Raw genomic sequence first — 25144 nt, 5'->3', positions numbered from 1 at the left:
GAGCCAGGCCGTCCGGCCAGGCGTTCTTTATTGACTTAAATCTGCCCTAATCAATATTGAGCGTGCCGGGTCGATCACGGAGTGTGACGATGAGCGGCCGGTGGTCGGAGAACGGCAGGCTGGGGCGGGCCACGTCGACGACCCGGGGCAGCCGCTCGAAGCCCCGCCGATCGGCCAGGACGTGGTCGAACTGCACGCGCGGGGCGGGGGAGGGGTAGGTCGGTACCCCCGCCAGCCGATGCCAGCCGGAGAAGATCCGCGGCAGTGCGCCCGGCAGGTTGAGGTCGGCGAGCAGGACGCGCGGGGCGGGCATGGCGCGCAGCGCGCGGCGGACCATTCGCAGTTGCCGCACGTTCCAGCCAGGCACGAACGACAGGTGGGTAGTGGCCATTGTCACGCGCCCGATAGGCGTCGCGACGACCGCGGCGAGCAACACCCGCGGCTCGTCGTCGAACAGCATCAGCCGGGCCCGCTTCGGCTGCGGGATCAAGATCGGCGCGCGCAGCGGCGCGGCGGGCAGCCGGGTGACCCGCCACTCGATCACCGGATATCGGCTGACCAGCGCGACGCCGTAGTGCGGATCGGCCCCGGCGGCGTCGGCGTCCGTCGCGACGCGGAAGCTTTCCCCGGGGGTACCCACGACCGCCGGCACGAACAGCACGTCAGCGGCGCCGAGGGCGTCGGCCGCGATCCGGGCCAGGTCGGCGTGGCCGCTGCGCGGCTGAGCCCGGTCGACCTCCTGCAGGCCGAGCACGTCGGCGTCGAGGCCGGCGATCGCGGTGCGGATCCGGCCGGCGTCCACCAGGCCGTCGGCGAGCGAGCGTCCGTGCATGAGGTTGAGCGTGCCGAGCCGCATACCTCATTGTCGTTGCTTGATCTTGGTTACCGCCGCCCGAGCGATGCGCTCCGTTTCGGCCCGGTCGACGCCGGGCTGCCCGAAATGCACGATCGTGCAGGTGGCGCCACCGACGCTCGCGACGACGAGATAGCCGCTCAGTGCGAAGGCATCATCGCCGGTACCCCCGGCCGCCTCCATCCGGAACGCCCGCTCGCCATTGGCGACCTCCGGGAAATCCGTCAGCTGTGTAACGTGCACGGTGGTCGTCGTACCATCGGCGGCGACATCGGTGAATTCCCAACAATTGGCCGCCAAATCGGAAATTTCCGATTTCGGAGCGATATTTTCCGACAGAAAGGGCCCGGCGGCTCCGGCCTCGAATCTGGCGGTTTGTCCGCCACCGTCACCCGACCCGCCGCGGAAATAGTCGAGCAGGGCGTCGCAGCCCGCCACGCTGGCGCTGCTGGCGGCGCTGACCTCCGGGGCCGGATCGGGCGGGCTGACGGTGTACCCATCGGGCAGGTCGGCCGGCGTGAGCAGCGCGCTCCCGGCCGATGGCGTGGCCTTCGCGGCCGGCGTGCCGCCATTGGCGCAACCGCTCACCAGGAGCGCCGCGCACACTATCCCCGATATGCGCTGAATCCGGATAAGCCTGAACTTATCCGGATTTATCAGCATTCTGCGCCGGCGGTCACGGGGCGACCGTGGGCTGCGAGCCCTGGTGCAGCGGGGTGCGCTTGCCGGTGGCGAGGTCGATCGCGGTGATCCAGGAGTGGCCCTGGTAGGCCGACGTCAGCACGCCGGTACGGGCGCCGGCGTAGACCATCTCGCGGTCGTCGGCCTTGCCGATGCGGTGACGGTTGCCGCCGGTCGTGTCGGCCTCGGTGACCGCCACCGCCGTACCGTCGGCGGAGTAGCTGGTCCAGGCGACCCTCTTGCCGTCCGCGCTCCACGCCGGGACCACGCCGAAGCCGCTGGTGCCGGTGCCGCCGCCGCCGTACACGTCGATCGCCCGCTCGCGACCGGTCGCCACGGTGCCGACGCTGAGGCAGTTGTCGGCGATGCTCTCGCACTCGCCGCCCCGGAAGGCGATCTGCGTGCCGTCGGGCGACCAGGCGACGGCGTCGTCGGTGCGCAGCCGCTCGACCAGGGTGGCGGCCGGCGCGTCGGCCGGGACCTCCATCGCGTAGCCGACCTCGGGGACGGCCTGGTCGCGGCACGAGGCGGGGAAGAGCGGCTCGGAGGCGGTGCCGCCCTGCGTACCGACGCGGAAGACGCCGGGGCCGCCGGTGCACGACAGGGCGGAGTAGGCGATCCACTTTCCGTCCGGCGACCAGGATGGCCCGCCGGCGGCGCGGTCGCTGACCTGGTGCTTGTCCTCACCGTTCGCGCCCATGACCCAGACGGTGCCGTTGTGCAGGTAGGCCAGCTTCGTGCCGTCGGGGGAGAACCGCGGGCGGGCGTTGACCTCGTCCTCGGTGAGGCGCACCTCGTCGGTGCCGTTGCTCTTGTAGATCACGCCGTTGCGGACGTACACGACGGTCTTGCCCTCGGTGGCGGCGGAACCGGAGACGTCGGCGTGCGCGGCGGTGGCGCCGAGCATCGTGGTCAGGCCGGCCAGGGCGGTGAAGCCGGCGGCCGTGAGTGCCTTCGTGATCGTCGTGCCGTTCATCCTTGCCCCCCGCATTTACCGTCTCGTCGTGCGACGCCGAGACCATCGGCGCAACCCTGCCGCACCTGAACGGTTCCCGACGGAGAACTTCGGCTTTTTCCGCCGATCGGACGGTGGCCCCCAAACCACCGCATAGTGCCAGGCTGGGCGATGCGCCGGGTCCCGGCCGGTTGCGAACCGGGTCACCGCGGTGCGCGCCAACTCGCATATACGAAATGTCGGAAATGTCCGTCACGGAGTGGCGGACATTTCCGGTCGGCACCGGCGCGACGAGTGCGGGGTGCCCGGACAGGTGAGAGAATATGCACTCGGCGTGCACTCTTTTCCGGAACGGGTCTCCCGCGCGAAGATCGGGGGCGTGACGAACACTGACTTGAATCGTGTGGCCATCGTGACCGGCTCGGCCCGGGGCATCGGGGCCGCCACCGCCGTCCGGCTCGCCGCCGACGGGCACGCCGTGGCCGTGCTCGACCTCGACGAGAGCGCCTGCAAGGACACCGTCGAGCGGATCACCTCCGCCGGTGGGCGGGCGCTCGCCGTCGGGGCCGACGTCTCCGACGCCGACCAGGTCGCCGCGGCCGTCGAGCGGGTGGCGGCCGAGCTCGGGCCGCCCGTCGTGCTGGTCAACAACGCCGGCGTGATCCGGGACAACCTGCTGTTCAAGATGACCGACGGGGACTGGGACACGGTCATCGGGGTGCACCTGCGCGGGGCCTTCCTGATGAGCCGGGCGGCGCAGGCGCACATGACCGCCGCGAAGTTCGGGCGGATCGTGAACCTGTCCTCGTCCTCCGCGCTGGGCAACCGCGGTCAGGCCAACTACTCGGCCGCCAAGGCCGGCCTGCAGGGGTTCACCAAGACGCTCGCGATCGAGCTCGGGCCGTTCGGCGTGACGGCCAACGCGGTCGCGCCCGGGTTCATCGCCACGGACATGACCGCGGCGACGGCGGCGCGGGTGAAGGTCGACTTCGAGACGTACCAGAAGGGCGCGGCCGAGCAGATCCCGGTGCGCCGGGTGGGGCAGCCGGAGGACGTGGCGCACACCATCTCGTTCCTGGTCAGCGAGGGCGCCGGGTTCGTGTCGGGCCAGGTCATCTACGTGGCCGGCGGGCCACTCAACTAAGAACCGAGGAGTGCAGACGGTGGGTACAGCGGACCTCGCCCGTGAGTTCCTGGCCGAGCACGACCCCGCGGCGACGGCGCCGCTGGAGTTCCTGCGGGCGCGGTTCGACGCCGGGCTCGCCTGGGTGCAGTACCCACCCGGGCTCGGCGGCCTCGGCCTGCCCCGTGCCGAGCAGGCGGCCGTCGACCGGGTCTTCGCCGAGGCCGGCGCGCCCGACAACAACCCGCGCCGGATCGGCATCGGGCTCGGCATGGCGGCGCCGACGATCCTCGGGCACGGCACCGACGAGCAGCAACGGCGCTGGCTGCGGCCGTTGTGGACCGGCGAGGAGGTGTGGTGCCAGCTCTTCAGCGAGCCCGGCGCCGGCTCCGACCTCGCCGGGCTCGCCACCCGCGCGGTGCGCGAGGGCGACGGGTGGGTCGTCGACGGGCAGAAGGTCTGGACGTCGATGGCGCACGAGGCCCGCTGGGCGATCCTCCTCGCCCGCACCGACCCCGCCGTGCCCAAGCACCAGGGCCTGACGTTCTTCGTGGTCGACATGACCGGCCCCGGCGTGGAGGTACGACCGCTGCGGCAGATCACCGGGGAAGCGGAGTTCAACGAGGTCTTCCTCACCGGCGTGCGGATCCCCGACGCCGACCGGCTGGGCGCCGTGGGCGCGGGCTGGGCCGTGGCGCAGACCACGCTCATGAACGAGCGGGTCTCCATCGGCGGGGCGGCGATCCCGCGCGAGGGCGGCCTGATCGGCATCGTCGCCGGCCTCTGGCGCGAGCGGCCCGAGCTGCGCTCGCCCGGGTCGCACGACGAGCTGCTGCGGCTGTGGGTCGAGGCGGAGGCGGCCCGGCTCACCGGGACCCGCCTGCGCCAGCAGCTCGCGGCGGGCCGGCCCGGGCCCGAGGGTTCGGCCGCGAAGCTGCTGTTCGCCCGGCTCAACCAGGAGATCTCGGCGCTCGAGCTCGACCTGCTGGGCGAGGAGGGGCTGCGGCACGACGCGTGGACGATGGCCCGCCCGTCCTCGGTGGACTTCGCCGGGCGCACGGCGGGCTACCGATATCTGCGCGCCAAGGGCAATTCGATCGAGGGGGGTACCTCCGAGATCCTCCGCAACATCGTGGCCGAGCGCGTGCTGGGCCTGCCGCCGGAGCAGCGGGCCGACAAGGACGTGGCGTGGAAGGACCTGCCCAAGTGACCGAGCCACTGCATCCCGATCTGCTCTACTCCGAGGTCGAGGACGAGCTCCGCGCCTCCGTCCGCGCCCTGCTGCGCGACCGCGCCGACCTGCGCCGCCTCGAGGGGCCCGAGCCCGTCGACCTCAAGCTGTGGCGCACGCTCGCCGCCGAGCTGGGCTGCGCGGGCCTGCCGGTGCCCGAGGCGTCGGGCGGTGCCGGGGCCAGCTGGCGGGAGACCGCGGTGGTCATGGAGGAGCTGGGCCGGTCCGTGGCGCCGGTGCCGTTCCTGGGCAGCGCGGTGCTGGCCACGGCCGCGCTGCCGGCCGGCGATCCGCTGCTGGCCGAGCTGGCCGCGGGCACCCGCACGGCGGCGCTGGCGGTGCCGCTGTCGGCCGCGGGCGGTCAGCGCTGGACGGTCGCGGTGCGCGACGGCGGGCTGCACGGCGAGGTGACGTCCGTGGCCGACGCGCTCGCCGCCGACGTGCTGCTGGTGCCGACCGCCGAGGGCCTGTTCGCGATCGACACAAACTGGCATAACCGAAATGTCGGAAATATCGGCCACGGAGCGGCGGATATTTCCGGACAAAGCGCCGCGCCAATCCAGGAGGGCCCCGCGCCAATCCAGGGAAGCCCCGCACCAACCGAGGAAGATCCCGCACGGAGCCAGGAAGGCCCCGCACGGAGCCAGGAAGATCCCGCGGAGATCGCGGCGGAGGCCGGGGGCAGCACGGTCGAGATCGCGGCGGAGGCCGGGGGCGGCGCCGTCGAGATCGCGGCGGTGACGTCGTTCGACCTCAGCCGGCCGCTGGCGGACATCGCGCTGCGCGGGGCGGCGGGGCGCCTCGTGGCCGGGGACGCCGGGGCGGCGGTGGCCCGCGCGCTCACGGCCGGGGCGGCCATGCTCGCCTCCGAGCAGCTGGGGATCGCCGAGTGGTGCCTGGCCACCACGGTTGAATATGCCAAGACGCGGCGGCAGTTCGCCCGGCAGATCGGGTCGTACCAGGCGATCAAACACCGGCTCGCCGACCTCTGGGTGGCCGTGACCGAGGCCCGGGCGGTGGCCCGCTACGCCGCCGACTGCCTGGCCACCGGCGATCCCGACCTGCCGGTCGCGGCGTCGCTCGCCCAGGCGTTCTGCTCGCCGGTGGCGGTCAAGGCCGCGGAGGAGTGCGTCCAGCTGCACGGCGGCATCGGCTTCACCTGGGAACACCCGGCGCACTGGTACCTCAAGCGGGCCCGCGCCGACGCGACCGCGCTGGGCTCCGCGGCCCGCCACCGGGCGCTCCTCGCGGAGCTGGTGCACCTGCCCGGCTGAGGCGACGCGGCGAGATGCGGAACGAGCGCTCGGCCCGCGGCCGGGCCTCGTCGCCGGGCTCCGCGGCGCGCCACCGGGCGCTCCTCGCGGAGCTGGTGCACCTGCCCGGCTGAGGCGAGCGATCAGATCAGCAGGCGGGTCACGGTCTCGGCGACGCAGACCGGCTTCTCCTGGCCCTCGCGCTCGATGGTCGCGCGGTTCTTCAGCTGCACCCAGCCCTCGCCGAGGTCGTCGGCGACGAGCAGCTCGATGCCGACCCGGACCTTCGAGCCGGTCGGCAGCGGCGCCGGGAAGCGGACCTTGTCCAGGCCGTAGTTGATGCCCATCCGGACGCCTTCCACGCGGTACACCTCGGAAACCAGCGCCGGCAGCAGCGACAGCGTGAGGTAGCCGTGCGCGATCGTGGTGCCGAACGGTCCGGCCTTGGCGCGCTCGGGATCGACGTGGATCCACTGGTGGTCGGCGGTCGCGTCGGCGAAGAGGTTCACTCGCTCCTGGCCGACCTCGAACCAGTCGCTGTATCCGAGGTGCTCGCCCACCGCGGCGAGCAACTCGCCGGCGCTCGCAAACGTCCGCATACCCCCGATCCTGGAGCGGCCGGCCCCCTCGTGCAAGGGGACCGGCCGCTTTGTGATCAGTTGGGACTCAGCGTCAGGTGCCGATCCGGTTGACCGGGCCGCTCACCGTGATCTTCGTCTTGACGATCGTGTTACCCGGGACGGCTGGGCTGACGACCGTCGTGGTCACGTTGCCGTGGCCCGAGGAGTCACCCTTGACCGTCACGGTGTAGCTGATCGACGCTCCGGGCACCGGGTCGGTGCTGACGACGCGCAGGTCACCGCTCGGCAGGGTGTTCAGGGGCAGGCCCTGGCCACCGGTGCCGTTCACGTTCTCCGCGCCGACCACCAGGTCCTGCCCGATGGGCAGGGCCGCGAGGGTCGGCGGGTTGTAGGCGAACGTGATGTCCTGCGTGCCGTTGATGCCGATCCAGACCTGGAAGGTCCGGCGCGTCGTCGTGCCGAAGTCGTTCACCCGCCACTCGACGACGATCCACGTGTCCACCCCGTCGGTCAGGGTGGCCACCTGGAGGCCGGGCGCGCCGGCGCCGTTGAGGTCGGTCCAGAACGGGGCCAGGACGTTGTTCGGCTTGGCCGGGTCCGGGATCGGGGTGATGTTGCAGCAGTTGTTGTTCTCATTGGTGTCGTCGCTGCCCGGATACAGGTACCCGTTCGAGTCGACGGTCAGCGAGTTGTACGAGATCCCGTTGTACAGGAACGTCGGCACGTTGAAGCTCGTCAGGTCCTCGTCGCCGATCGCGACCGGGGTGATCCCGAACGCGCTCAGCGGGATGTACCCGAAGAGACCCTCGTTGACCAGTGACGGCGTGCCGGGGACCGCCCCGGACAGCGTCACGCCGGGCTTCTGGGCCTTGAACGGCGTCACCACCGTGGCGCCGCTGGCCGAGACGATCGGCAGGTTGCCGTCCGACTCCGTGGAGAAGTCGGCGACCGTGTCGTTGAAGGTGTTGTTGGTCGCGTTGACCGTGCACACGCTGGTCTGCCCCAGGGTCAGGGCGGTCGGCGTGCAGGACTGCGTGACCTTGACGTCACCCTGCTTCGTGATGTAGGCCACCGGCAGGTGCAGGGCCGGCACGCTGGTGTCGGTCGGCTTCAGCCGCACCTCGCCGAAGTACTGCGCCTGGGGCTGGCTGGACTTGATGGTGATGTTGATCGCCTGGGTCTGGCCCGGTGCGACGGTGAACTGGCTCGGCCACACCGTGATGGAGGCGCCGGTCGGGGCCGTGGTCTCCACCTTGTAGGTGAGCGTCTTGTTCGTCACGTTCTTCGCGGTGCGGACCGTGGTGAGCTTGCCGGGCATGACCGGCGCGTTCACCGACGGCAGGTTGAGCTGCACCGCGTTGACCGGGTCGCCGCCGAGGGCGAACAGGCGGTCGGCCGTCTCGTCGAACGTCAGGCCCGGGTTCGCGGCCAGGTTGACCTGGACGCGGCCGGAGCCGAAGTCGAACGGGTCGGCCGGGGTGTGCCCGTCATCCTTGACGACCTTGGTGGTCGCGGTCGTCAAGAGCGCCGACTTGATCTGACCCGGCGTGAAGTCCGGGTGCACCGCCTTCTCCAGCAGCGCGGAGCCGGCGATGTGCGGCGAGGACATCGACGTGCCGGCGATGGCCTGGAAGTACTCGCCGGGCGGGCCGATCACCGGTTCGTCCGGGGTCGGCGTGTTGCCGGCCAGGATCTGCGCACCCGGCGCGGTGATGTCGGGCTTGATGAAGTTGCCGCCGGGGCCGCGCGACGAGAAGTTCGTCATCACGTCACCGACGCCGGTGCCCTTCACGCCCTCGGTGAACTTCGCGGTCACGCTGGGGTGAGCCGCGACGAACGCCAGGAACGCCGCCCCGTCGGCCAGGTGCACCGCCGGCAACCAGTGGTTGTCGCTCAGCGCGTCGGCCTTCGGGTCGTTGTACAGGATCATGCCGGCCGCGCCGCCCTGGGCGACGTCGAAGCCGTGCACGATGCGGCCCGTGGCACCGCCGCGCTTGCACACGACGATCTTGCCGGTGAACAGCCCGGGGGGTGCCGGGTGGTCACAGGTGGCGTCGCTGTAGGGCGCCGCCGAGGCCATCACGATGGGCAGCGGGCTGCTGATGCCCTGGGTGATCGAGACGCCCGACAGGGTCGCCGCCGCACCGTCGGACGAGCCGAGGGTCAGCGTCGAGTTGAACGAGCGGTTCTGGGTGGAGGCCGCCACCGTGGTGACCCACGGCGACAGGTGGTCGGACGTGCCGGCGCCGGGGCCCGAGTTGCCCGCCGAGGCGGCCACGAAGACGCCGGCCTTGTAGGCGTCGAAGAACGCCAGCTCCACGATGTCGGTGTACGGGCTCGCGCCACCCGAGATCGAGAAGTTGATGACCTTGACGCCGTCCTTGATCGCCTGGGCGACCGCGGCGGCCGAGTCCGAGCCGTAGCAGCCGGTGGCGCCGCACACCTTGTACACCGAGACCCACGCGCCGGGCGCGATGCCGTTGATCGGCCCGCGCTCGATGTTGAAGATCTTGGCCGAGGCGACCGGGTCGCCGGCCGCCGTCGAAGCGGTGTGGGTGCCGTGGCCGTCGGAGTCCCGGGCGGTGTAGCCGTAGGTCTCCATCGGCTGGAACGCGTTGTAGGTGTCGAGGAAGCCCTTACCGCCGATGACCTTGTTGTTGCACACGAACGGGTCGTTCGCCGGGGTCAGCGGGTTGTCGCCGAAGTCGCAGGCACGCGGGGTGCCGTCGGCCTTGGCGGGCGGTGCGCTCAGGTTGCCGTTGTCGGCGAAGGACGGGTGCTCGGGCCAGATGCCGCTGTCCAGCGACCCGAAGATCACGCCCTTGCCGGCGTTGGCCGTGCCGCCGAGACCCGGGTAGACCTGGTCGGCGCCGATGAAGGCCGGCGTCGAGTCGGTCTGGGGTGCCCGGAGCGTGTCGGCCTGGACCGCCACGACGTTGTTGATGGCCAGGATCGCGCCGACCTTGTTGGCCGGCACCTCGAGCGAGATGCCGCCGTAGACCGTGCGCAGCTTCTGGCCGACCAGGGCGTCGGGCACCTGCTTCTTGAGGTCTGCCAGGAACTTGTCCTCGATACCGGTGATCCGGTTTTCATAGCGTTTCTCGTCGGCGCTTCCCGAAAGCGCCTTCCCCGTTACGGACGGGCTGGTGGCCGCATACCCGGCGATATCGCCGGAATAGGTGGCCGTTGAGTCGTAGTCGAGCTTGACCGCGATCGCCACCTTGGTGGTGTCGGTGCGGTTGAGCAGGGACGGGTCGGTCTTGGCCATGCGGCTCGTCTCTGACTTCGCCGCCGAGGTCTGCTTGGCCGGCGTGAGCCCCTGAACCAGAGACAGACTGGCTGCCGGGACCGGCGCGGCCTGGCTCGGACTAGCCGAACCGATTACGAGCAATGGCGGAACGAGTGCGGTCGCCACAGCGGCGTGCACCCATCTCCGTCGGCTCATCGTGCCCCCTCTCGCGAACTTTGCGGTTGCGCGCATTTCTGACGCACCTCTATGCGCGCCGCCCCAACATGCCAGCTTTTGCACGGCCTGGAAAGAGGGCCTTAGACGGTGCATAGGGCAACGACGAGGGTCAGTCCGATTTGTTCCGCGCAAAACGCCCCCCACCGAGCGGCGAGGGGCGTTTTGTGGTTGTTTATTGGTGCTGTTCCCCATCTGGCGGATTGATGACGACTGTGTCGTCGGCGGCCGGCCGGGGCGCGGGCGGAGCGGGCGCGGCCGGGCCGGGCGACGGCGGTTGCACCTGCGGCACGATGACGGTCGGCGCGTCCACCACGCCCGGGATCGGGCCCGGCGTCGGCGGTACCACCTGCTCGGCGGCGCGGCGCGCCTCCTCCTCGGCGGCCGCCCGGCGCGCCTGCTCCTGCGCGGCCAGCCGGGCCTCCTCGGCCGCCCGGGCCTCTGCCTCGGCCCGCAGCCGCTCGGCCTCCGCCCGCCGGGTCTCGGCCGCCGCCCGGACCCGGGCGGAGACCTCCGGGGCCTCCTGCTCGACCCGGCTCAGCCAGCCCTCCCAGCGCTGCTGCATCGGGCGGACCAGGCCGCCGCCGACGCCCACGACGAGGATGCCGCCGATGGTGGCCAGCACGGCGATGAGCACCGGTGTGGTCACCGCCGTGGCGATGCCGATCTGGTTGAGCGCGGCGACCACGCCGAGGCCGACGATCAGCCAGTAGCCGAGCGCGGCGATCGGCCGGCCGTAGGACAGCCCGCCGAGGGCGCCCTCGGCCAGGTCGCGCACGCCGGCCGCGATGGCCGCGGCGACCACCACGATGATGAGGGCGACCACGGCCCGCGGCAGCCAGCCGACCACGGCGTCGATCAGGTCGGAGACCGGGTTCGGGCCCCACACGCCGAAGGCGACCTGGAGCGTGAACAGCAGGATCGCGTAGTAGACGAGCTTGGCCAGCAGGTCGCTCGCGTCGAACCGGGCCCGGGCCAGGGCTCGCCCGACCCCGCCGCGCTCGGCGAGGCGGTGGAACCCGATCCGGCCGAGCAGCTTGTGGACCGCGGTGCGCAGCAGCACCGCGCACAGCCAGCCGACCGCCAGGATCACCAGGAACAGCAGGAACGACGGCACGAACCGGACGATGTCGCCGAGCGCGTCGCGGACAGCACCCATCGGGGCCTCCTCCCAAGGTTGGTACCCCCGGGATGCCCCGATCGTCGATGCGTTACTCGTCCCGGTGATACCCAGGCGCCGCTGGGTATCACCCGGGCATGACCAAACCCGTGGCCGGTGTGCTGTTCGATGTGGACGGCACCCTCGTCGACACCGTCTACCTGCACGCGGTGGCCTGGTGGCAGGCGCTGCGCCAGCACGGCCACGACGTGCCGGCGGCCCGCATCCACCGCGCGATCGGCATGGGCTCGGACATGATCCTCGACGAGCTGCTCGGCGCCGGCCACGACGACTCCGCCGACGACGCCATCCGCGCCGCCCACGCGAGCCTCTACGCCGTCCACTGGCCCGCGCTGCGCCGGCTGCCCGGCGCCCGCCGGCTGCTCGACGCCTGCGCCGACCGGGGCCTGCGGGTCGTGCTGGCCACCTCGGCGTCCCGGCCGGAGCTCGAGGCGCTGCTGCGCTGCCTGGACGCCGACGCCTCGCTGGCCGCGGTGACCAGCGCGGACGACGCCGAGCGCAGCAAGCCGGCGCCGGACATCGTCGAGGTGGCGCTGCGCCGCGCGGGCCTGTCGGCGGAGGAGGTGGTGTTCGTCGGCGACTCGGTCTGGGACATCCGCTCGGCCGGCCGCCTGTCGATCCCGTGCATCGGCCTGACCAGCGGCGGGCTGTGTGCCGCCGAGCTGCTCGACCACGGCGCCGCGGGCGTCTACGCGGACCCGCGGGATCTGCTCGACCACCTCGACGAGGCGCTGACCACCGCGTTGCGGATGGCCCTGTCCTGACCCGCCGGCCGGTCGGCTAGAGGGAGTAGCGCTCCAGGGCGATCTCGGCCCAGACGGTCTTGCCGCCCGGGTGGGCGCGCACGCCCCAGGACCGGGCGAGCTTGCTCACGATCCACATGCCCCGGCCGGACGTGCTGGTCTGGTTGTCGATCTCGGCGATGTGCGGCAGCTGCTCGCTGCCGTCGCCGACCTCGATCACGACCGCGTCGCCGCGCAGCAGCAGCCGCAGCACCGCCGGCGGCACGCCGTGGCGCAGCGCGTTGGCCACCAGCTCGTGGCCGACCATGACCGCCCCGCGGGTGAGGTGCGGCAGGCCCCACGCCTCCAGCGTCTGGGTGATCACGCGGCGCGCCTGCCGGGCGTGGCCCTGCGGCACGCCGACCTCGATCGCGTCCCGCAGCACGGTATTCATGGTGCCCTGCGCGGACCGAGGAAAACAGTCAGGTTTGCGCCACCGCCGGGCTGGGCACAGCGGAAGCTACTTTGCCGACCTGACATTGCCGACCGACCGGGGGCCACACGATGCTCGTCCACCAAGACACCCGCACCCAGGACATTCGGACCGCGCTGTGCGACCGCCTCCGCGAGCTCGAGGCCGAGTACGCCACCGCGGTCGCGGACATGACCGTCGCGGGCGTGGCCGACGTCGGCGACGACGTCGCAGACCTGGGCACCAAGGCCTTCAACCGGGAGCAGGAGTTCGCCCTCGCGGTCTCCATCCGCACCCGCCTGGACCAGGTCGAGCGCGCGCTCGAGCGGCTCGACGCGGGCCACTACGGCACCTGCGAGAGCTGCGCCGACGAGATCCCGGTGGCCCGGCTGGCCGCCTTCCCGTCAGTCACGCTCTGTGTCGGCTGCAAGAGCCGCAGCGAGTCCCGCCACTAGATCCAGGGCGCGCTGGGCCGCGCTCTGCAGGTGTGGCAGGTACTCGGCGGCGGGGGTCCCGTCGATGTCCTCGGCCAGGAAGGTGGTGTAGTTCAGCACCGCGCCGAGCGCGTTGGACAGGTCGTGCGCGGCGGTGGCCACGGTGGCGCGCAGTGCGTCCTCGGTCATCCGGCCCCCCGCGTGCCAAACGCTGGCTAAAGTGAGTCCCGTTCGCGAACGTAACGGGGCGTAGTCAAATGGTAACTCTAGTCATAGCGATCCTGATCGCGCTGATGTGCCTGGGAACCTTCGCCGGGTTTGTCCGCAGCCGTGATCCGGTCCAGCGGGACCTGGCCCTGATCTTCCTGCCGACCGTCGCGGTCTGCGTCAACGGCGCGATCCGCGAGCTCACCGGCCGGCCGGTGCCGATCGCGGCGAGCATCACCACGACCGCCCTGCTGCTCGCCCAGCCGTATCTGACCGTCCGGTTCACCGCGCGGCTGGGCCACGTCCCGCGCTGGCTGGACATCGGGCTGCTGGTGCTGCTGCTGGGCAGCCTGTCGGTGCTCACCGCCGCGCCCCGGCCGCTGGCCCTGCCGTACCTGGTGCTGCTCAACGCGGCCTTCACGGTCACCGAGATCATCGCCGCGACGCTGCTGCTGCGGGCCGCCGCGCGGCGCTGCGGTGCCGGCCGGGCGCGCATGCGGCTGGCCGCGGCCGCCACGTACCTGTTCCCGCTGATGCTGCTGATGCTGCTCACCGCCACGGTCGGCTACCCGGGGCAGCAGGTCTGGCTGCAGCCGGCCGGGCGCATCGCGGGCCTGATCTGCGCGGCGCTGTACCTGGTGGCGCTGCTGCCGCCGGCCTGGCTGCGCCGGACGATGTCGGCGACGGTGTGGTACCAGGCCACCGAGGACCTGCAGCGGCTGCCGGCCGAGGTGGGCACCGACGAGGTGTGGCGGCGGTTCGTGCAGGTCGTGCACGACACCACGGGTACCGACGCGGTCCTGCTCCTCGACGACCGGCTCGGGCGCGTCGCCGGCGTCTGCCGGTCCGGCACGCGGCTGCCCCACGAGCCGCTCGAGTTCGACCTCGCCGAGCTCGCCGCGGCCCGCCCGCCGGTGCGGCTGCCCGCCGACCACCCGCTGGCCCAGGCCACCGGCGCCCGGCTGGTCACCGCGCTGCCGATCGAGGGCGTCGGCACGGTGCTGCTGCTGGATCGCTACCACGCGCTGTTCAGCGTCGACGACCGGCGGCTGACCGCCGTGCTCGGCGCGCAGGCCCGGATTCTCGCCGAGCGCAGCGCGGTGCTGGCCGAGCAGCGCGATCTCGCCGACCGGCTGGCCGAGTCGGTCGCCGCGCTCACCCACGCGAGCCAGGCCAAGAGCGACTTCCTGGCCGGCATGAGCCACGAGCTGCGCACGCCGCTCAACGCGATCATCGGCTTCAGCGACCTGATGCGGGCCGAGGTGCCCGAGGGCGACCGGCGCAGCGTGCCGGCCGAGTGGGTCGACCACATTCACAACAGCGGCCGCCACCTGCTCGGGCTGATCAACGACATCCTGGATCTGGCCAAGGTGGAGGCCGGTCGGCTGGAGCTCAACCTCGAGTCGATCTCGCTGGAGGGCGCGGTGGGCGACATCATCACCACGCTGCGGCCGCTCACCGATCGCAAGGCGCTGCAGGTGTACGTCGACATGCCTCGCGCCGCCGCGGTGTGCGCCGACCCGCTGCGCCTGCGGCAGATCCTGGACAACCTGCTCTCCAACGCGATCAAGTTCACGCCCGAGGGCGGGCTGATCGCGGTCACCGCCGAGCGGACGGCCGGCGAGGTGGCGGTCACCGTCGCGGACAGCGGCATCGGCATCGCCGCCGAGGACCACGACCGGGTCTTCGAGGAGTTCCAGCAGGTCGGGCCGGCCGCGCAGCGCAAGGCCGGCACCGGGCTGGGGCTGGCCCTGACCCGGCGGCTGGTCGAGGCGCACGGCGGCTCGATCGGGCTGGACTCCGCGCCCGGCGAGGGCAGCCGGTTCACGATCCGCCTGCCCCTCGCCGACGCGCCGCGGGCCGCGCCGGACGGCGCCCAGCCGCCCCGCCCGGGGCGGGGCCGGGTGCTGGTCATCGACGACGACGCGCGGGCCGCCGAGCTGCTGGAGACGTACCTGTCCGGGGCGGGCTACGAGGTCCGCGCCGCCGCCAGCGGCGAGGCCGGGCTGGCCGAGGCCGGCGCCTGGCGCCCGGACGCGATCCTGCTCGACGTGATCATGCCCGGCCTGGACGGCTGGGACGTGATCCGCCGGCTCAAGGGCGACACGGCGCTCAGCGACATCCCCGTCTTCTTCGCCACGATCGTCGACGACCGGCGGGCCGGGCTGGCCCTGGGCGCCGCCGACTTCTTCGTCAAGCCAGTCGACCACGACGCCCTGCTGGCGCAGCTGGCCCGGCACGTGGCGCCCGCCGCGGCGCCGGATCCCGCGTCGGTACTCGTGGTCGACGGCGACGACCACACCCGCGCCGTGGTGGAGCGGCAGCTGGCCGAGGCCGGCATCGACGTCGTGAGCTGCAAGGACGGGGCGGAGGGGCTGCGGCTGTCCCGGGACCGCCGCTTCGACCTGATCATCTGCGACCTGCAGATGCCCGGCCTGGACGGGTTCGCGCTGCTGTCGGGCCTGGACGGGGAGCCGTCCACCCGCGGCATCCCGGTCCTGGCGCTGACCGCGCCGGACCTCTCCGACGCCGAGCGGCGGCGGCTGACCGGCAAGGTCATCGGCACGGTACCGCGCAGCGCGGCCGCCGCCGACGGCGTGCGGGAGTGGATCGATCTCGCGGCGGTGGCGAACTCGCTCACCGACGCCCGGCGTGAAGGAGCCGTCTGATGAGCCGGGTGCTGCTGGTGGAGGACGAGGAGCTCAACCGGGTCCTGGTGCGGGCCATCGTGGCCCGGGCCGCGGAGCCCGCGGTGCGCGACGCGCAGCTGGTCGAGGCCGGGTCGCTGGCCGCGGCCCGCGACTCGCTGGCCGCCGGGCCGGTGGATCTGATCCTGCTCGACGTCAACCTGCCCGACGGCAACGGCCTGGACCTCGCCGCCGAGCTGGCCGAGGCGCCGACCCGCCCGACCGTGATCGCGCTGACCGCGAGCGTCCTGCCGCACGAGCGGGCGGCGGCGATGGCGGCCGGCTGCGACGCCTTTCTCGACAAACCGTATGCCGCCGCTGATCTGGTCACGATCATCGCAACTCACCTGACCTGATCAGCCGCGTTTCATCCCGACCCCTTGCTGGGTAGGGGCGTTCTGCCCCACTCGTACCGGCAAAAGGGGGAGGAACGGGTGCAGACTGTCGCCGAAGGGCTGCGCCTGCAGATGGACGCCATCGACTACGTCCTGCTGGCGCTCTACTTCATCACCGTCCTGGGGGTGGGTCTCGCCGCCCGCCGCTCGATCCGCAACAGCGTCGATTTCTTCCTGTCCGGCCGCTCACTGCCGGCCTGGGTGACCGGCCTCGCGTTCATCTCCGCCAACCTCGGCGCCCTGGAGATCCTGGGCATGGCCGCCAACGGCGCGAAGTACGGCATCATGACGGTCCACTACTACTGGGTCGGCGCCGTCCCGGCCATGGTGTTCCTGGGCATCGTCATGATGCCGTTCTATTACGGGTCCAAGGTGCGCAGCGTCCCGGAGTACATGCGGCGGCGCTTCAACCGGCCCGCCCATCTGCTCAACGCCCTGTCGTTCGCGCTGGCCCAGGTGCTGATCGCGGGCGTCAACCTCTACGCGCTCGCGCTCATCATGCAGGCGCTGCTGGGCTGGCCACTGTGGACGGCGATCGTCGTCGGCGCCGCGATCGTGCTCGCCTACATCACCCTCGGCGGCCTCTCCAGCGCCATCTACAACGAGGTGCTGCAGTTCTTCGTGATCATCGCGGGCCTGCTGCCGATCGCCATCATCGGCCTGGTCAAGGTCGGCGGGTTCCACGGCCTGTTCGAGGCGGTGCGGGCCAGCAAGCTCGGCGACGCGGGCCTGCACACCTGGTCCAACACCGGCGGCACCGACAACCCGCTCGGCGCGCCCTGGTGGGGCATCGTGTTCGGCCTCGGGTTCGTGCTGTCGTTCGGCTACTGGACGACGAACTTCGCCGAGGTCCAGCGGGCGCTGTCGGCGCGCAACATGAGCGCGGCCCGGCGTACCCCCATCATCGCCGCCTATCCCAAGCTGGTGATCCCGTTCGTCACCGTCATCCCGGGCCTGGTCGCCCTGGTGACCGTGAAGGGGCTCGGCGCCGGCACCGGCGACCTGCAGTACAACAACGCCATCCCGCTGCTGATGCGCGACTTCCTGCCCAGCGGCGTGCTCGGCATCGCCGTCACCGGCCTGCTCGCGTCGTTCATGGCCGGCATGGCCGCCAACGTGTCCGGCTTCAACACCGTGTTCACCTACGACATCTGGCAGGAGTACGTGGCCCGGGACCGCCCCGACGGCTACTACCTGCGGACCGGGCGGCTGATCACCGTCGTCGGGGTGCTCATCGGCATCGGCACCGCGTTCATCGCGTCCGGCTACAGCAACATCATGGACTACATCCAGGCGCTGTTCTCGCTGTTCAACGCCCCGCTGTTCGCGGCCTTCATCATCGGCATGTTCTGGAAGCGGATGAGCGCCTGGGCCGGCTTCTGGGGGCTGGCCGCCGGCACCCTCGCCGCGTTCATCGTCTACGCCGGCTACAAGTGGTTCGGCTGGTTCTCCTTCGGCTCCGACCTCGACGAGTCGTTCTGGGGCGCCGGCATCGCCTTCGTGGTCGTCACCGTGGTGGCCCTGATCGTCACCCCGCTGACCCGGGCCAAGACCGACGCCGAGCTCGACGGGCTGGTCTACGGCGTCGGCCGCCACGACCTGCGCGCCGACGCGATCGCCGGCGACGCCGCGTGGTACCGCTCGCCGGTCCTGCTCGGCAGCGCCGCCCTGGTGCTGGCCGTCGTGTTCTACCTACCGTTCCTGTAGACCGAGGGGGAGACGCAGATGAGCGACCAGGACAAGGTCGACACCGCCCGGGCGGCGCGGCTCTTCGACGTCCGCCGGGTCATCGGCGGCCTGTTCACCGTGTACGGCGTGATCGTCACGATCCTCGGCATCTTCGACTCGCGGGCCGAGATCGACAAGGCCGGCGGCGTGCGGATCAACCTGTGGATCGGGCTCGGCATGCTCGCGCTGGGCCTGCTGTTCCTGCTCTGGCAGTGGGTACGCCCGGCCGAGCCGCCGGAGCCATCGGACATTCCGGCGGGCGATCACGTCCGGGAGTAGATATCCAAATCGGCGCGGGCGCCGCAGACTCTGCGCATGAACAATGTGCTGGCGGATGTGGCGCCCCAGCCGTCGGTCGTGGCGGGGGCCGGGATCGTGCTGATCCTGGCCTGCCTGGCCATCGTGGCGGGGCTCGTGGTGCTGATCGTGTGGCTGGTGCGCCGCAACCGTGGGCGCTAGCCCGCGATGAGGCCGATGAGCAGGGAGCTCGCGTTCGCGCCCACGGCGACGACCGCCAGCAGCGCTTTATCCCGATTTATCGCTTTTATCAGGATAAGAGCCTCTATTCCGGTGGCCAGTCCCTCGGCGGTCCACAGCCGCAGCGCATCCGGGTGCGGGGCGAGGAACAGCCACAGCGCCGGGTGGGTGACCAGGTTGACCACCGCCCCGAGCAGCACCGCCCGCCGTAATGTCGCCAGCCGCAGCGCGACCAGCGCCGCCGTGTACAGCGGCACCTCGACCGCCAGGGTCAGCAGCAGCGCGCGGAGCACACGATGAAGATAAGCCTGCCGTTCGCCCTGGCCGCCGCGGCCGCGCTCGCGATCGCGCTGGAGGCGCCGCTGGCCACCGCCGTGCTCGGGCTCATCGCCTTCGGCGTGCTGCACAACGTGCTGGAGCTGCGCTACGTCGCCGGGCGGTTCGCGCCGGTGCTCAGCGGGCGGTTCCTCGCCGTGCTGGTCGGCCTGATCAGCGCGATCGTGCTGTGCCGGCTCGCCGCGCTCTACGTCGGCACCCCGGCCCGCTACGCCGAGATCCTCGTCGGCTACGGCGTGCTCGCGGCCGGCTGTGCCCACGCGCTGCGCGGCCGGCGGCTGGCCGGCGCGGCCGCCCTGCTGAGCGTGGCGGCCGCGGTGTCGCTGCGCTTCCCGGGGTACCACTTCGTGGTCCTGGCTCATCTGCACAACGTCGTGCCGCTGTTCTTCCTGTGGGAGTGGAGCGGCCGGCTGCGGCGGCCGGGGCTGTTCCGCTGCACGCAGATCGCTTGGGTGCTCGGCGTGCCGCTGCTGATCCTGGCCGGCGCCGCCGACTTCGCGCTCGGCGGCGTGCCCGCGTCCACCGTCGCCGCCTTCGCCGGCGACCCGCGCCAGATCGTCGCGGTCAGCGCGCCGCCCGGCGCCTCCACCCTGATCGGCGCCCGGTTCCTGGTGGTCTTCGCCTTTCTGCAGACGATGCACTATTTCGTCTGGGTGTACTTCCTGCCCCGGCACGCCCCGGACGCGGCCCGCGCGTTCGAGTCCCGCGCCCCGTGGCTGCGCGGATGGCGGGCCTGGGCGCTCGGTGGCGGCCTCGGCGCCGCGCTGTCGGTGCTGTTCGTGATCGACTACGCGTCCGGCCGCGCGCTCTACGGCGCCTTCGCGTCCTACCACGCCTACCTGGAGTTTCCCGTGCTGCTCGCCCTCGTGCTGAGCGCGAAGGCGGGTGGCGCAGCGGGTTCACAGCTGGTTTTCAGGCAAACCGCATCCGAGCGTCAGGAACCGGCGGCAGTCTCTAGGTGACAAAGGGAACTTTGACGCTACTTGGAGCGAATCATGACGCGGCTGCTTGTGGTCGACGACGAGCCCGACATCGTCGAACTGCTCTCCGCGAGCCTGAAGTACCACGGCTACGACGTCGCCAGCGCCACCAGCGGCCGCCAGGCGATGGAGGAGGCCCGCCGCTTCCGGCCGGACATGATCCTGCTCGACGTCATGATGCCCGAGCTCGACGGCTTCGAGGTGCTGCGCAAGCTGCGCGGCGAGGGCACCCGCGTGCCCGTGCTGTTCCTGACCGCGCGCGACGCCACCGAGGACAAGATCAAGGGCCTCACCCTGGGCGGCGACGACTACGTCACCAAGCCGTTCAGCCTGTCCGAGATCCTGGCCCGCATCCAGGCCGTGCTGCGCCGGGTCGCCGACCCCGCGGGCGGCGCGGCGGCGCAGACGTCGCGGCTGAACTTCGCCGACATCGAGCTGGACGAGGACACTCACGAGGTGTTCAAGGCGGGCCAGGAGGTCCAGCTCTCGCCGACCGAGTTCAAGCTGCTGCGGTACTTCATGACGAACTCCGGCCGCGTGCTGTCGAAGGCGCAGATCCTCGACCACGTGTGGCAGTACGACTTCGGCGGCGACGCCGGCGTCGTGGAGTCCTACGTGTCGTACCTGCGCAAGAAGATCGACACCACCGAGCCGCGCCTGCTGCAGACCCTGCGCGGCGTCGGCTACTCGCTGCGTCTGCCACGCACATGAAGTCCTGGCCGCTGCGCGTCAGGCTCGTCGTGCTGATGCTCGTCCTGCTCGCGGCGGCCCTGGTCATCAGCGGCGCGGCCGGCGTCTACAGCACCCGCGACTACCTGACGCAGCGTGTCGACGATCAGCTCCTGCAGAGCGTCGACAAGGAGACGGCCGAGTGCGAGAACCCGCACGGCGTCTTCGGCCCGGGCGCCCCCGTCCAGCCTTCGGGATACTACGTGGCCTGTGCCTCGGACCTGACCCTGGAGGAGCGGGTGTTCACCCAGGTCTATGCCACGCAGACCCGCCCGAAGCTGCCGGCGAGCATCGCCGGCATGGAGGGCCACCGGCTCAACGACGACACCTGGGGCTCCTACGCCACCGTGGACCCGATCGGCGGCAAGGGGCACCAGTGGCGCGTGCTCTTCGCTCAGCAGCTCGCCCACCCGCGCAATGGGCCACCCCGCCCGGCCAGCGCCGTGGTGGTCGCCATCAGCCTCGACGAGGTCGACGCGAGCGTCAACCGGCAGCTCGTCACCAGCGCGGCCATCGGCGGCTCCGTGCTGCTGGTCCTGGCCGTGGTCGCCTACCTGCTGGTCCGCTCCAGCCTGCGCCCGCTCGTCGAGGTGGAGCGGACCGCGGAGGCCATCGCGGCCGGCGACCTGAGCCGCCGCGTGCCCGAGGCCGACCCGCGCACCGAGGTCGGGGGGCTGTCGCAGGCCCTCAACACGATGCTCGGCCAGATCGAGACCGCCTTCGACGAGCGCCGGGCCTCCGAAGAGGCCGCCCTGGCCTCGGAGCAGCGCATGCGCCGTTTCGTCGCCGACGCCTCCCACGAGCTGCGCACCCCGCTCACCACGATCCGCGGCTTCGCCGAGCTGCACCGCCAGTCCGGCCGCGGCGACGAGAACATCGGGCGCATCGAGCACCACGCCACCCGCATGGGCCTGCTCGTCGACGACCTGCTGCTGCTGGCCCGCATGGACCAGCAGCGCCCGCTGGAGCGCAAGCCCGTCGACCTGCTGGCCCTGGTCACCGATGCCCTGATCGACGCCCGCGTCTCGGCCACCGATCATCACCTGCGGCTGCGCACCCAGGGCGGCGCCGACGAGGAGGCCGGCGAGGAGGCCGACGTGGAGCCGGCCATCGTGCTGGGCGACGAGGCCCGGCTCCGCCAGGTGGTGCAGAACCTGCTCTCCAACGCCATCGGCCACACGCCGGCCGGCACCGAGGTCACCGTCTATGTGGGCACGGAGGGCCGCGACGCGATCCTCGAGGTGAGCGACAACGGCCCGGGTATGTCCGAGCAGGACGCCGCCCGCGTCTTCGAGCGCTTCTACCGCACCGATCCGAGCCGCACCCGGGCCCTGGGCGGCTCCGGCCTGGGCCTGTCGATCGTGGCCGCGCTGGTCGCCGCCCACGGCGGCAAGGTGACCCTGCACACAGCCCTGGGTCACGGTGCGACGTTCCGTGTTCGCATCCCCCTGGCCGAGTAGCCGTTTGCGCGACGGGCGGTTCGCACCCGGACACGTTGAGCGACCGGACCGCCAGCGTCCAATGTGGACATCGGCGCGCGTTTCGGTCCTGGCTGTCCGGATGATTCGACCACCTGGCTGACGGGCGCTAGGCTATGCCGGTTTCCGGCCCCTGGGGAGCGCGATATGTCGCTGCGTCGTGGTTTGTCATGGGTGGCCGCCGCCGCCGTGCTGGCCGGCGGGATCGCCATCGGCCTCACCGCCGAGCGGTCCACCGCGGGCGCCGCGACGCTGCCCGTCGGCTTCCAGGAGCAGGTCGTGTTCAGCGGCCTGACGCAGCCGACCAGCATCCAGTTCGCCGCCGACGGGCGGGTGTTCGTGGCCCAGAAGAACGGCGTCATCAAGGTGTTCGCCAGCATGTCGGACCCGACGCCGACCGTCTTCGCCGACCTGTCCTCGCGGGTCCACGACTACTGGGATCGCGGGCTGCTCGGCTTCGCGCTGGCGCCGAACTTCCCCACCGACCCGTCGGTCTACGTGCTCTACAGCTACGACGCGCCGCCGGGCGGCACCGCCCCGGTCTACAACGACGTCTGTGACAGCGTCGAAGGCGGCGGCAACGGCGGCAACTGCATCATCACCGGGCGGCTGTCCCGGCTGACGGCCAACGGCAACGCGTGGACCGGCACCGAGCAGCCGCTGATCAACGACTGGTGCCAGCAGTATCCCAGCCACTCCATCGGCGACCTGCACTTCGGCGCCGACGGCGCGCTCTATGTCTCCGGCGGCGACGGCGCCAACTTCAACATGATCGACTACGGCCAGTTCGGCAACCCGGTCAACCCGTGCGGCGACCCGGCCCAGGAGGGCGGCTCGCTGCGCTCCCAGGACGTCCGCTCCACCGGCGATCCGACCGGGCTCAGCGGCGCGGTGCTGCGGCTGGATCCGGCCACCGGCGCGGCGATGCCCGGCAACCCGCTGTCCGGCTCGGCCGACGCCAACGCGCGGCGGATCGTCGGCTACGGCCTGCGCAACCCGTTCCGGTTCACGATCCGGCCCGGCACCAACGAGGTCTGGGCCGGCGACGTCGGGTGGAACGCGTGGGAGGAGATCAACCGGATCGCCGACCCGACCGCGACGCCGAGCAACTTCGGCTGGCCCTGCTACGAGGGCAGCACCCTGCAGCCGAGCTTCGGCGCCGCCAACCTCCCGCTGTGCCAGAGCGCCTACAACGGGTCGGGGCAGGCCGCGCCGTATTACGCCTACAACCACAGCGCCAAGGTCGTGCCGGGGGAGAACTGCCCGACCGGAAGCTCCTCGGTCTCCGGGCTCGCCTTCTACCCCACCAGCGGCGGCGACTACCCGGCCGCGTACAACGGCGCGCTGTTCTTCGCCGACTACTCCCGCAACTGCATCTGGGCCATGCCGAAGGGCAGCAACGGGCTGCCCGACCCGACGAAGATCCAGAACTTCGTGATCGGCGCGGCGACCCCGGTCTACCTGACCATCGGGCCGGGCAACGACCTCTACTACGCCGACCTCAGCGGCGGCACCGTCCGCCGGATTCGGTACTTCCCGAACAACCGGCCGCCGGTGGCGTCGTTCACCGCCACGCCGGCGAGCGGCACGGCACCGCTCAACGTCACCTTCGACGCGTCGAGCTCGATGGATCAGGACACGGGCGACCAGAGCCAGCTGACCTACCAGTGGGACTTCGACAACAACGGCACGTTCGACGCGACCGGGATCACCGCGAGCCACAGCTATACCGCCAACGGCACCTATACGGCGCTGCTCAAGGTCACCGACCCGCTCGGGGCGAGCGGCACCTCGACCACCACGATCACCGCCGGCAACTCGTCACCGACCGCGACGATCGACTCTCCGGCCGCCTCGCTCACGTGGGCGGTCGGCAACAAGATCAGTTTCTCCGGCCACGCCACCGACCCGCAGCAGGGCACGCTGCCCGCGTCGGCGCTCAAGTGGGAGGTCCTGCTCGAGCACTGCTCGTCGCTGGACACCTGCCACACGCACTACCTGCAGACCTTCGACGGAGTGGCGAGCGGCTCGTTCACCGCACCCGACCACGAGTACCCTTCATATCTCCGCCTGCGGCTCACCGCGACGGACTCCGGCGGGCTCACCAGCGTCGCCACCGTCGACCTGCAGCCCAAGACCGTCGACCTGTCCTTCACCAGCAAGCCCTCCGGGCTGCAGATCGCCGTCGGGTCCGACAGCCAGGCCACGCCGTTCACCCGGCGGGTCATCGCCGGCTCCACCACCACGGTCAGCGCCCCGACGCCGCAGACCGCGCCCGGAGTGACCTACAACTTCGGCGGCTGGGCTGACGGCGGCGCGCAGACCCACACGATCACCGCGCCGGCAACGCCGGCGACCTACACCGCGACCTACACGAGCGTCGCGCCGATCGAGCTGCGCGCCTCCGCCAACGGCAGCTTCGTGACCGCGGAGAACGGCGGCAACTCGCCGCTGATCGCCAACCGCAGCGTCATCGGCGACTGGGAGCAGTTCGACGTGGCGGACGCCGGTGACGGGTATGTCGCCCTGCGGGCTCGGGCCAACCTGCGCTACGTGACGGCGGAGGCCGGCGGCAATTCGCCGCTGATCGCCAACCGGACGTCGATCGGGGACTGGGAGAAGTTCCAGATGATCGACAACGGCGACGGCACGATCAGCCTGAAGGCCAAGGCCAACGGGCGGTATGTGACCGCGGACAACGGTGGCAACTCGCCGCTGATCGCCAACCGCACCAGCATCGGCGCCTGGGAGAAGTTCACCAAGATCAAGCCGCCGTCCAGGGTCAGCCTGACCGCCCAGGTGAACAGCCGCGTGATCACGGCGGACAACGGCGGCAACCTGCCGCTGATCGCCAACCGCACCGCGGTCGGCCCCTGGGAGCAGTTCGACCTGGTCGACATCGGCGGTGGATACGTGGCGCTGCTGGCCAAGGCCAACGGGCGCTACGTGACGGCGGAGAACGGCGGCAACTCTTCGCTGATCGCCAACCGGACGTCGATCGGGGACTGGGAGAAGTTCCAGATCGTCGACAACGGCGACGGCACGATCGGCCTGAAGGCGAAGGCCAACGGGCGGTATGTGACGGCGGAGAATGGTGGCAACTCCCCGCTGATCGCCAACCGCACCGCCATCGGTCCGTGGGAGCGGTTCACCCTCGCCGGCACGTGACCCGCCGGCGG

The 25144-nt window shown here is 71.5% G+C and carries 23 protein-coding genes; 14 read left to right on the top strand and 9 right to left on the bottom strand.

The features are described from left to right. Positions 1-46: 46 nt before the first annotated feature. The 3 genes from ACQPXD_RS55580 to ACQPXD_RS55570 form a co-directional block, all read right to left on the bottom strand. Positions 47-856, bottom strand: a complete 810-nt coding sequence (locus ACQPXD_RS55580) for an endonuclease/exonuclease/phosphatase family protein (RefSeq protein ID WP_432833214.1) — start codon at positions 854-856, stop codon at positions 47-49. A gap of 3 nt (positions 857-859) precedes the next feature. Continuing rightward, the gene (locus tag ACQPXD_RS55575; RefSeq protein ID WP_432833212.1) at positions 860-1459 is read right to left on the bottom strand and encodes a hypothetical protein; all 600 of its coding nucleotides are present in this window, start codon (positions 1457-1459) and stop codon (positions 860-862) included. A 70-nt stretch (positions 1460-1529) separates the two neighbouring features. Further along, the gene (locus ACQPXD_RS55570) at positions 1530-2510 is read right to left on the bottom strand and encodes a TolB family protein (RefSeq protein WP_432833210.1); all 981 of its coding nucleotides are present in this window, start codon (positions 2508-2510) and stop codon (positions 1530-1532) included. Positions 2511-2883: 373 nt separating this feature from the next. Between ACQPXD_RS55570 and fabG the strand changes: the two genes are divergently transcribed. Genes fabG through ACQPXD_RS55555 form a run of 3 tightly spaced genes read left to right on the top strand, consistent with a single transcriptional unit; the run spans position 2884 to position 6117 of the window. After that, on the top strand, positions 2884-3633 hold the full coding sequence (fabG, locus tag ACQPXD_RS55565; RefSeq protein ID WP_432844330.1) for a 3-oxoacyl-ACP reductase FabG: 750 nt from the start codon (positions 2884-2886) through the stop codon (positions 3631-3633). Between the two features lie 19 nt (positions 3634-3652). Then, a complete protein-coding gene (locus ACQPXD_RS55560) occupies positions 3653-4822 on the top strand; it encodes an acyl-CoA dehydrogenase family protein (protein WP_432833208.1) in 1170 nt (389 codons plus the stop codon). Continuing rightward, a complete protein-coding gene (locus ACQPXD_RS55555) occupies positions 4819-6117 on the top strand; it encodes an acyl-CoA dehydrogenase family protein (RefSeq protein WP_432833206.1) in 1299 nt (432 codons plus the stop codon). Before ACQPXD_RS55560 ends, ACQPXD_RS55555 begins: the two co-directional genes overlap by 4 nt. A gap of 122 nt (positions 6118-6239) precedes the next feature. Here ACQPXD_RS55555 and ACQPXD_RS55550 read toward each other — a convergent pair whose 3' ends face one another. From ACQPXD_RS55550 to ACQPXD_RS55540, 3 genes are all read right to left on the bottom strand, one after another. Continuing rightward, on the bottom strand, positions 6240-6695 hold the full coding sequence (locus ACQPXD_RS55550) for a MaoC family dehydratase (protein ID WP_432833204.1): 456 nt from the start codon (positions 6693-6695) through the stop codon (positions 6240-6242). 73 nt (positions 6696-6768) lie between these two features. After that, entirely contained in the window at positions 6769-9945 is a 3177-nt protein-coding gene (locus tag ACQPXD_RS55545; RefSeq protein WP_432833202.1) for a S8 family serine peptidase, read from the bottom strand. Between the two features lie 370 nt (positions 9946-10315). Continuing rightward, positions 10316-11299 carry a mechanosensitive ion channel family protein gene (locus ACQPXD_RS55540; RefSeq protein ID WP_432833200.1) on the bottom strand — a complete coding sequence of 328 codons (984 nt, stop codon included), beginning with the start codon at positions 11297-11299 and terminating at the stop codon, positions 10316-10318. A 98-nt stretch (positions 11300-11397) separates the two neighbouring features. Between ACQPXD_RS55540 and ACQPXD_RS55535 the strand changes: the two genes are divergently transcribed. Continuing rightward, complete coding sequence (locus ACQPXD_RS55535) at positions 11398-12084, top strand: HAD family hydrolase (RefSeq protein ID WP_432833198.1); 687 nt, start codon at positions 11398-11400, stop codon at positions 12082-12084. Between the two features lie 16 nt (positions 12085-12100). Here the strand turns inward: ACQPXD_RS55535 and ACQPXD_RS55530 are convergent, their stop codons facing one another. Further along, a complete protein-coding gene (locus ACQPXD_RS55530; RefSeq protein ID WP_432833196.1) occupies positions 12101-12496 on the bottom strand; it encodes an ATP-binding protein in 396 nt (131 codons plus the stop codon). 110 nt (positions 12497-12606) lie between these two features. Here ACQPXD_RS55530 and ACQPXD_RS55525 point away from each other — a divergent pair, with 110 nt between their 5' ends. Then, the gene (locus tag ACQPXD_RS55525) at positions 12607-12969 is read left to right on the top strand and encodes a TraR/DksA family transcriptional regulator (protein WP_432833194.1); all 363 of its coding nucleotides are present in this window, start codon (positions 12607-12609) and stop codon (positions 12967-12969) included. Here the strand turns inward: ACQPXD_RS55525 and ACQPXD_RS55520 are convergent. Then, on the bottom strand, positions 12919-13137 hold the full coding sequence (locus ACQPXD_RS55520; RefSeq protein WP_432833192.1) for a hypothetical protein: 219 nt from the start codon (positions 13135-13137) through the stop codon (positions 12919-12921). The two genes, ACQPXD_RS55525 and ACQPXD_RS55520, sit on opposite strands and share 51 nt — an antisense overlap. Before the next feature lie 68 nt (positions 13138-13205). Here ACQPXD_RS55520 and ACQPXD_RS55515 point away from each other — a divergent pair, with 68 nt between their 5' ends. The 5 genes from ACQPXD_RS55515 (at position 13206) to ACQPXD_RS55495 (ending at position 18424) form a co-directional block, all read left to right on the top strand. Further along, entirely contained in the window at positions 13206-15824 is a 2619-nt protein-coding gene (locus tag ACQPXD_RS55515; protein ID WP_432833190.1) for a response regulator, read from the top strand. Further along, entirely contained in the window at positions 15824-16198 is a 375-nt protein-coding gene (locus tag ACQPXD_RS55510; RefSeq protein ID WP_432833188.1) for a response regulator, read from the top strand. Before ACQPXD_RS55515 ends, ACQPXD_RS55510 begins: the two co-directional genes overlap by 1 nt. Before the next feature lie 111 nt (positions 16199-16309). After that, positions 16310-17944 (top strand): sodium:solute symporter family protein, encoded by a 1635-nt coding sequence (locus tag ACQPXD_RS55505; protein WP_432844328.1) that lies wholly within the window; start codon positions 16310-16312, stop codon positions 17942-17944. An 18-nt stretch (positions 17945-17962) separates the two neighbouring features. Then, positions 17963-18244, top strand: a complete 282-nt coding sequence (locus ACQPXD_RS55500; protein WP_432833186.1) for a hypothetical protein — start codon at positions 17963-17965, stop codon at positions 18242-18244. Between the two features lie 36 nt (positions 18245-18280). After that, positions 18281-18424 (top strand): hypothetical protein, encoded by a 144-nt coding sequence (locus ACQPXD_RS55495; protein WP_432833184.1) that lies wholly within the window; start codon positions 18281-18283, stop codon positions 18422-18424. Here ACQPXD_RS55495 and ACQPXD_RS55490 read toward each other — a convergent pair. Next, positions 18421-18735, bottom strand: coding sequence for a hypothetical protein (locus tag ACQPXD_RS55490; RefSeq protein ID WP_432833182.1), 315 nt, complete (start codon positions 18733-18735; stop codon positions 18421-18423). The genes ACQPXD_RS55495 and ACQPXD_RS55490 overlap by 4 nt on opposite strands. 3 nt (positions 18736-18738) lie before the next feature. Between ACQPXD_RS55490 and ACQPXD_RS55485 the strand changes: the two genes are divergently transcribed. From ACQPXD_RS55485 to ACQPXD_RS55470, 4 genes are all read left to right on the top strand, one after another. Then, on the top strand, positions 18739-19740 hold the full coding sequence (locus ACQPXD_RS55485; protein ID WP_432833180.1) for a hypothetical protein: 1002 nt from the start codon (positions 18739-18741) through the stop codon (positions 19738-19740). Positions 19741-19773: 33 nt separating this feature from the next. Continuing rightward, a complete protein-coding gene (locus ACQPXD_RS55480) occupies positions 19774-20469 on the top strand; it encodes a response regulator transcription factor (RefSeq protein WP_432833178.1) in 696 nt (231 codons plus the stop codon). After that, positions 20466-21947: a sensor histidine kinase gene (locus tag ACQPXD_RS55475; RefSeq protein WP_432833176.1), complete on the top strand. Its 1482-nt coding sequence runs from the start codon at positions 20466-20468 to the stop codon at positions 21945-21947. Before ACQPXD_RS55480 ends, ACQPXD_RS55475 begins: the two co-directional genes overlap by 4 nt. Before the next feature lie 165 nt (positions 21948-22112). Further along, positions 22113-25133: a PQQ-dependent sugar dehydrogenase gene (locus ACQPXD_RS55470; protein WP_432833174.1), complete on the top strand. Its 3021-nt coding sequence runs from the start codon at positions 22113-22115 to the stop codon at positions 25131-25133. Positions 25134-25144 lie beyond the last annotated feature (11 nt).

The sequence above is a fragment of the Dactylosporangium sp. CA-092794 genome (assembly GCF_050948465.1).
Lineage (GTDB): Bacteria > Actinomycetota > Actinomycetes > Mycobacteriales > Micromonosporaceae > Dactylosporangium.
This window is presented reverse-complemented; position numbering and strand designations above follow the sequence as displayed.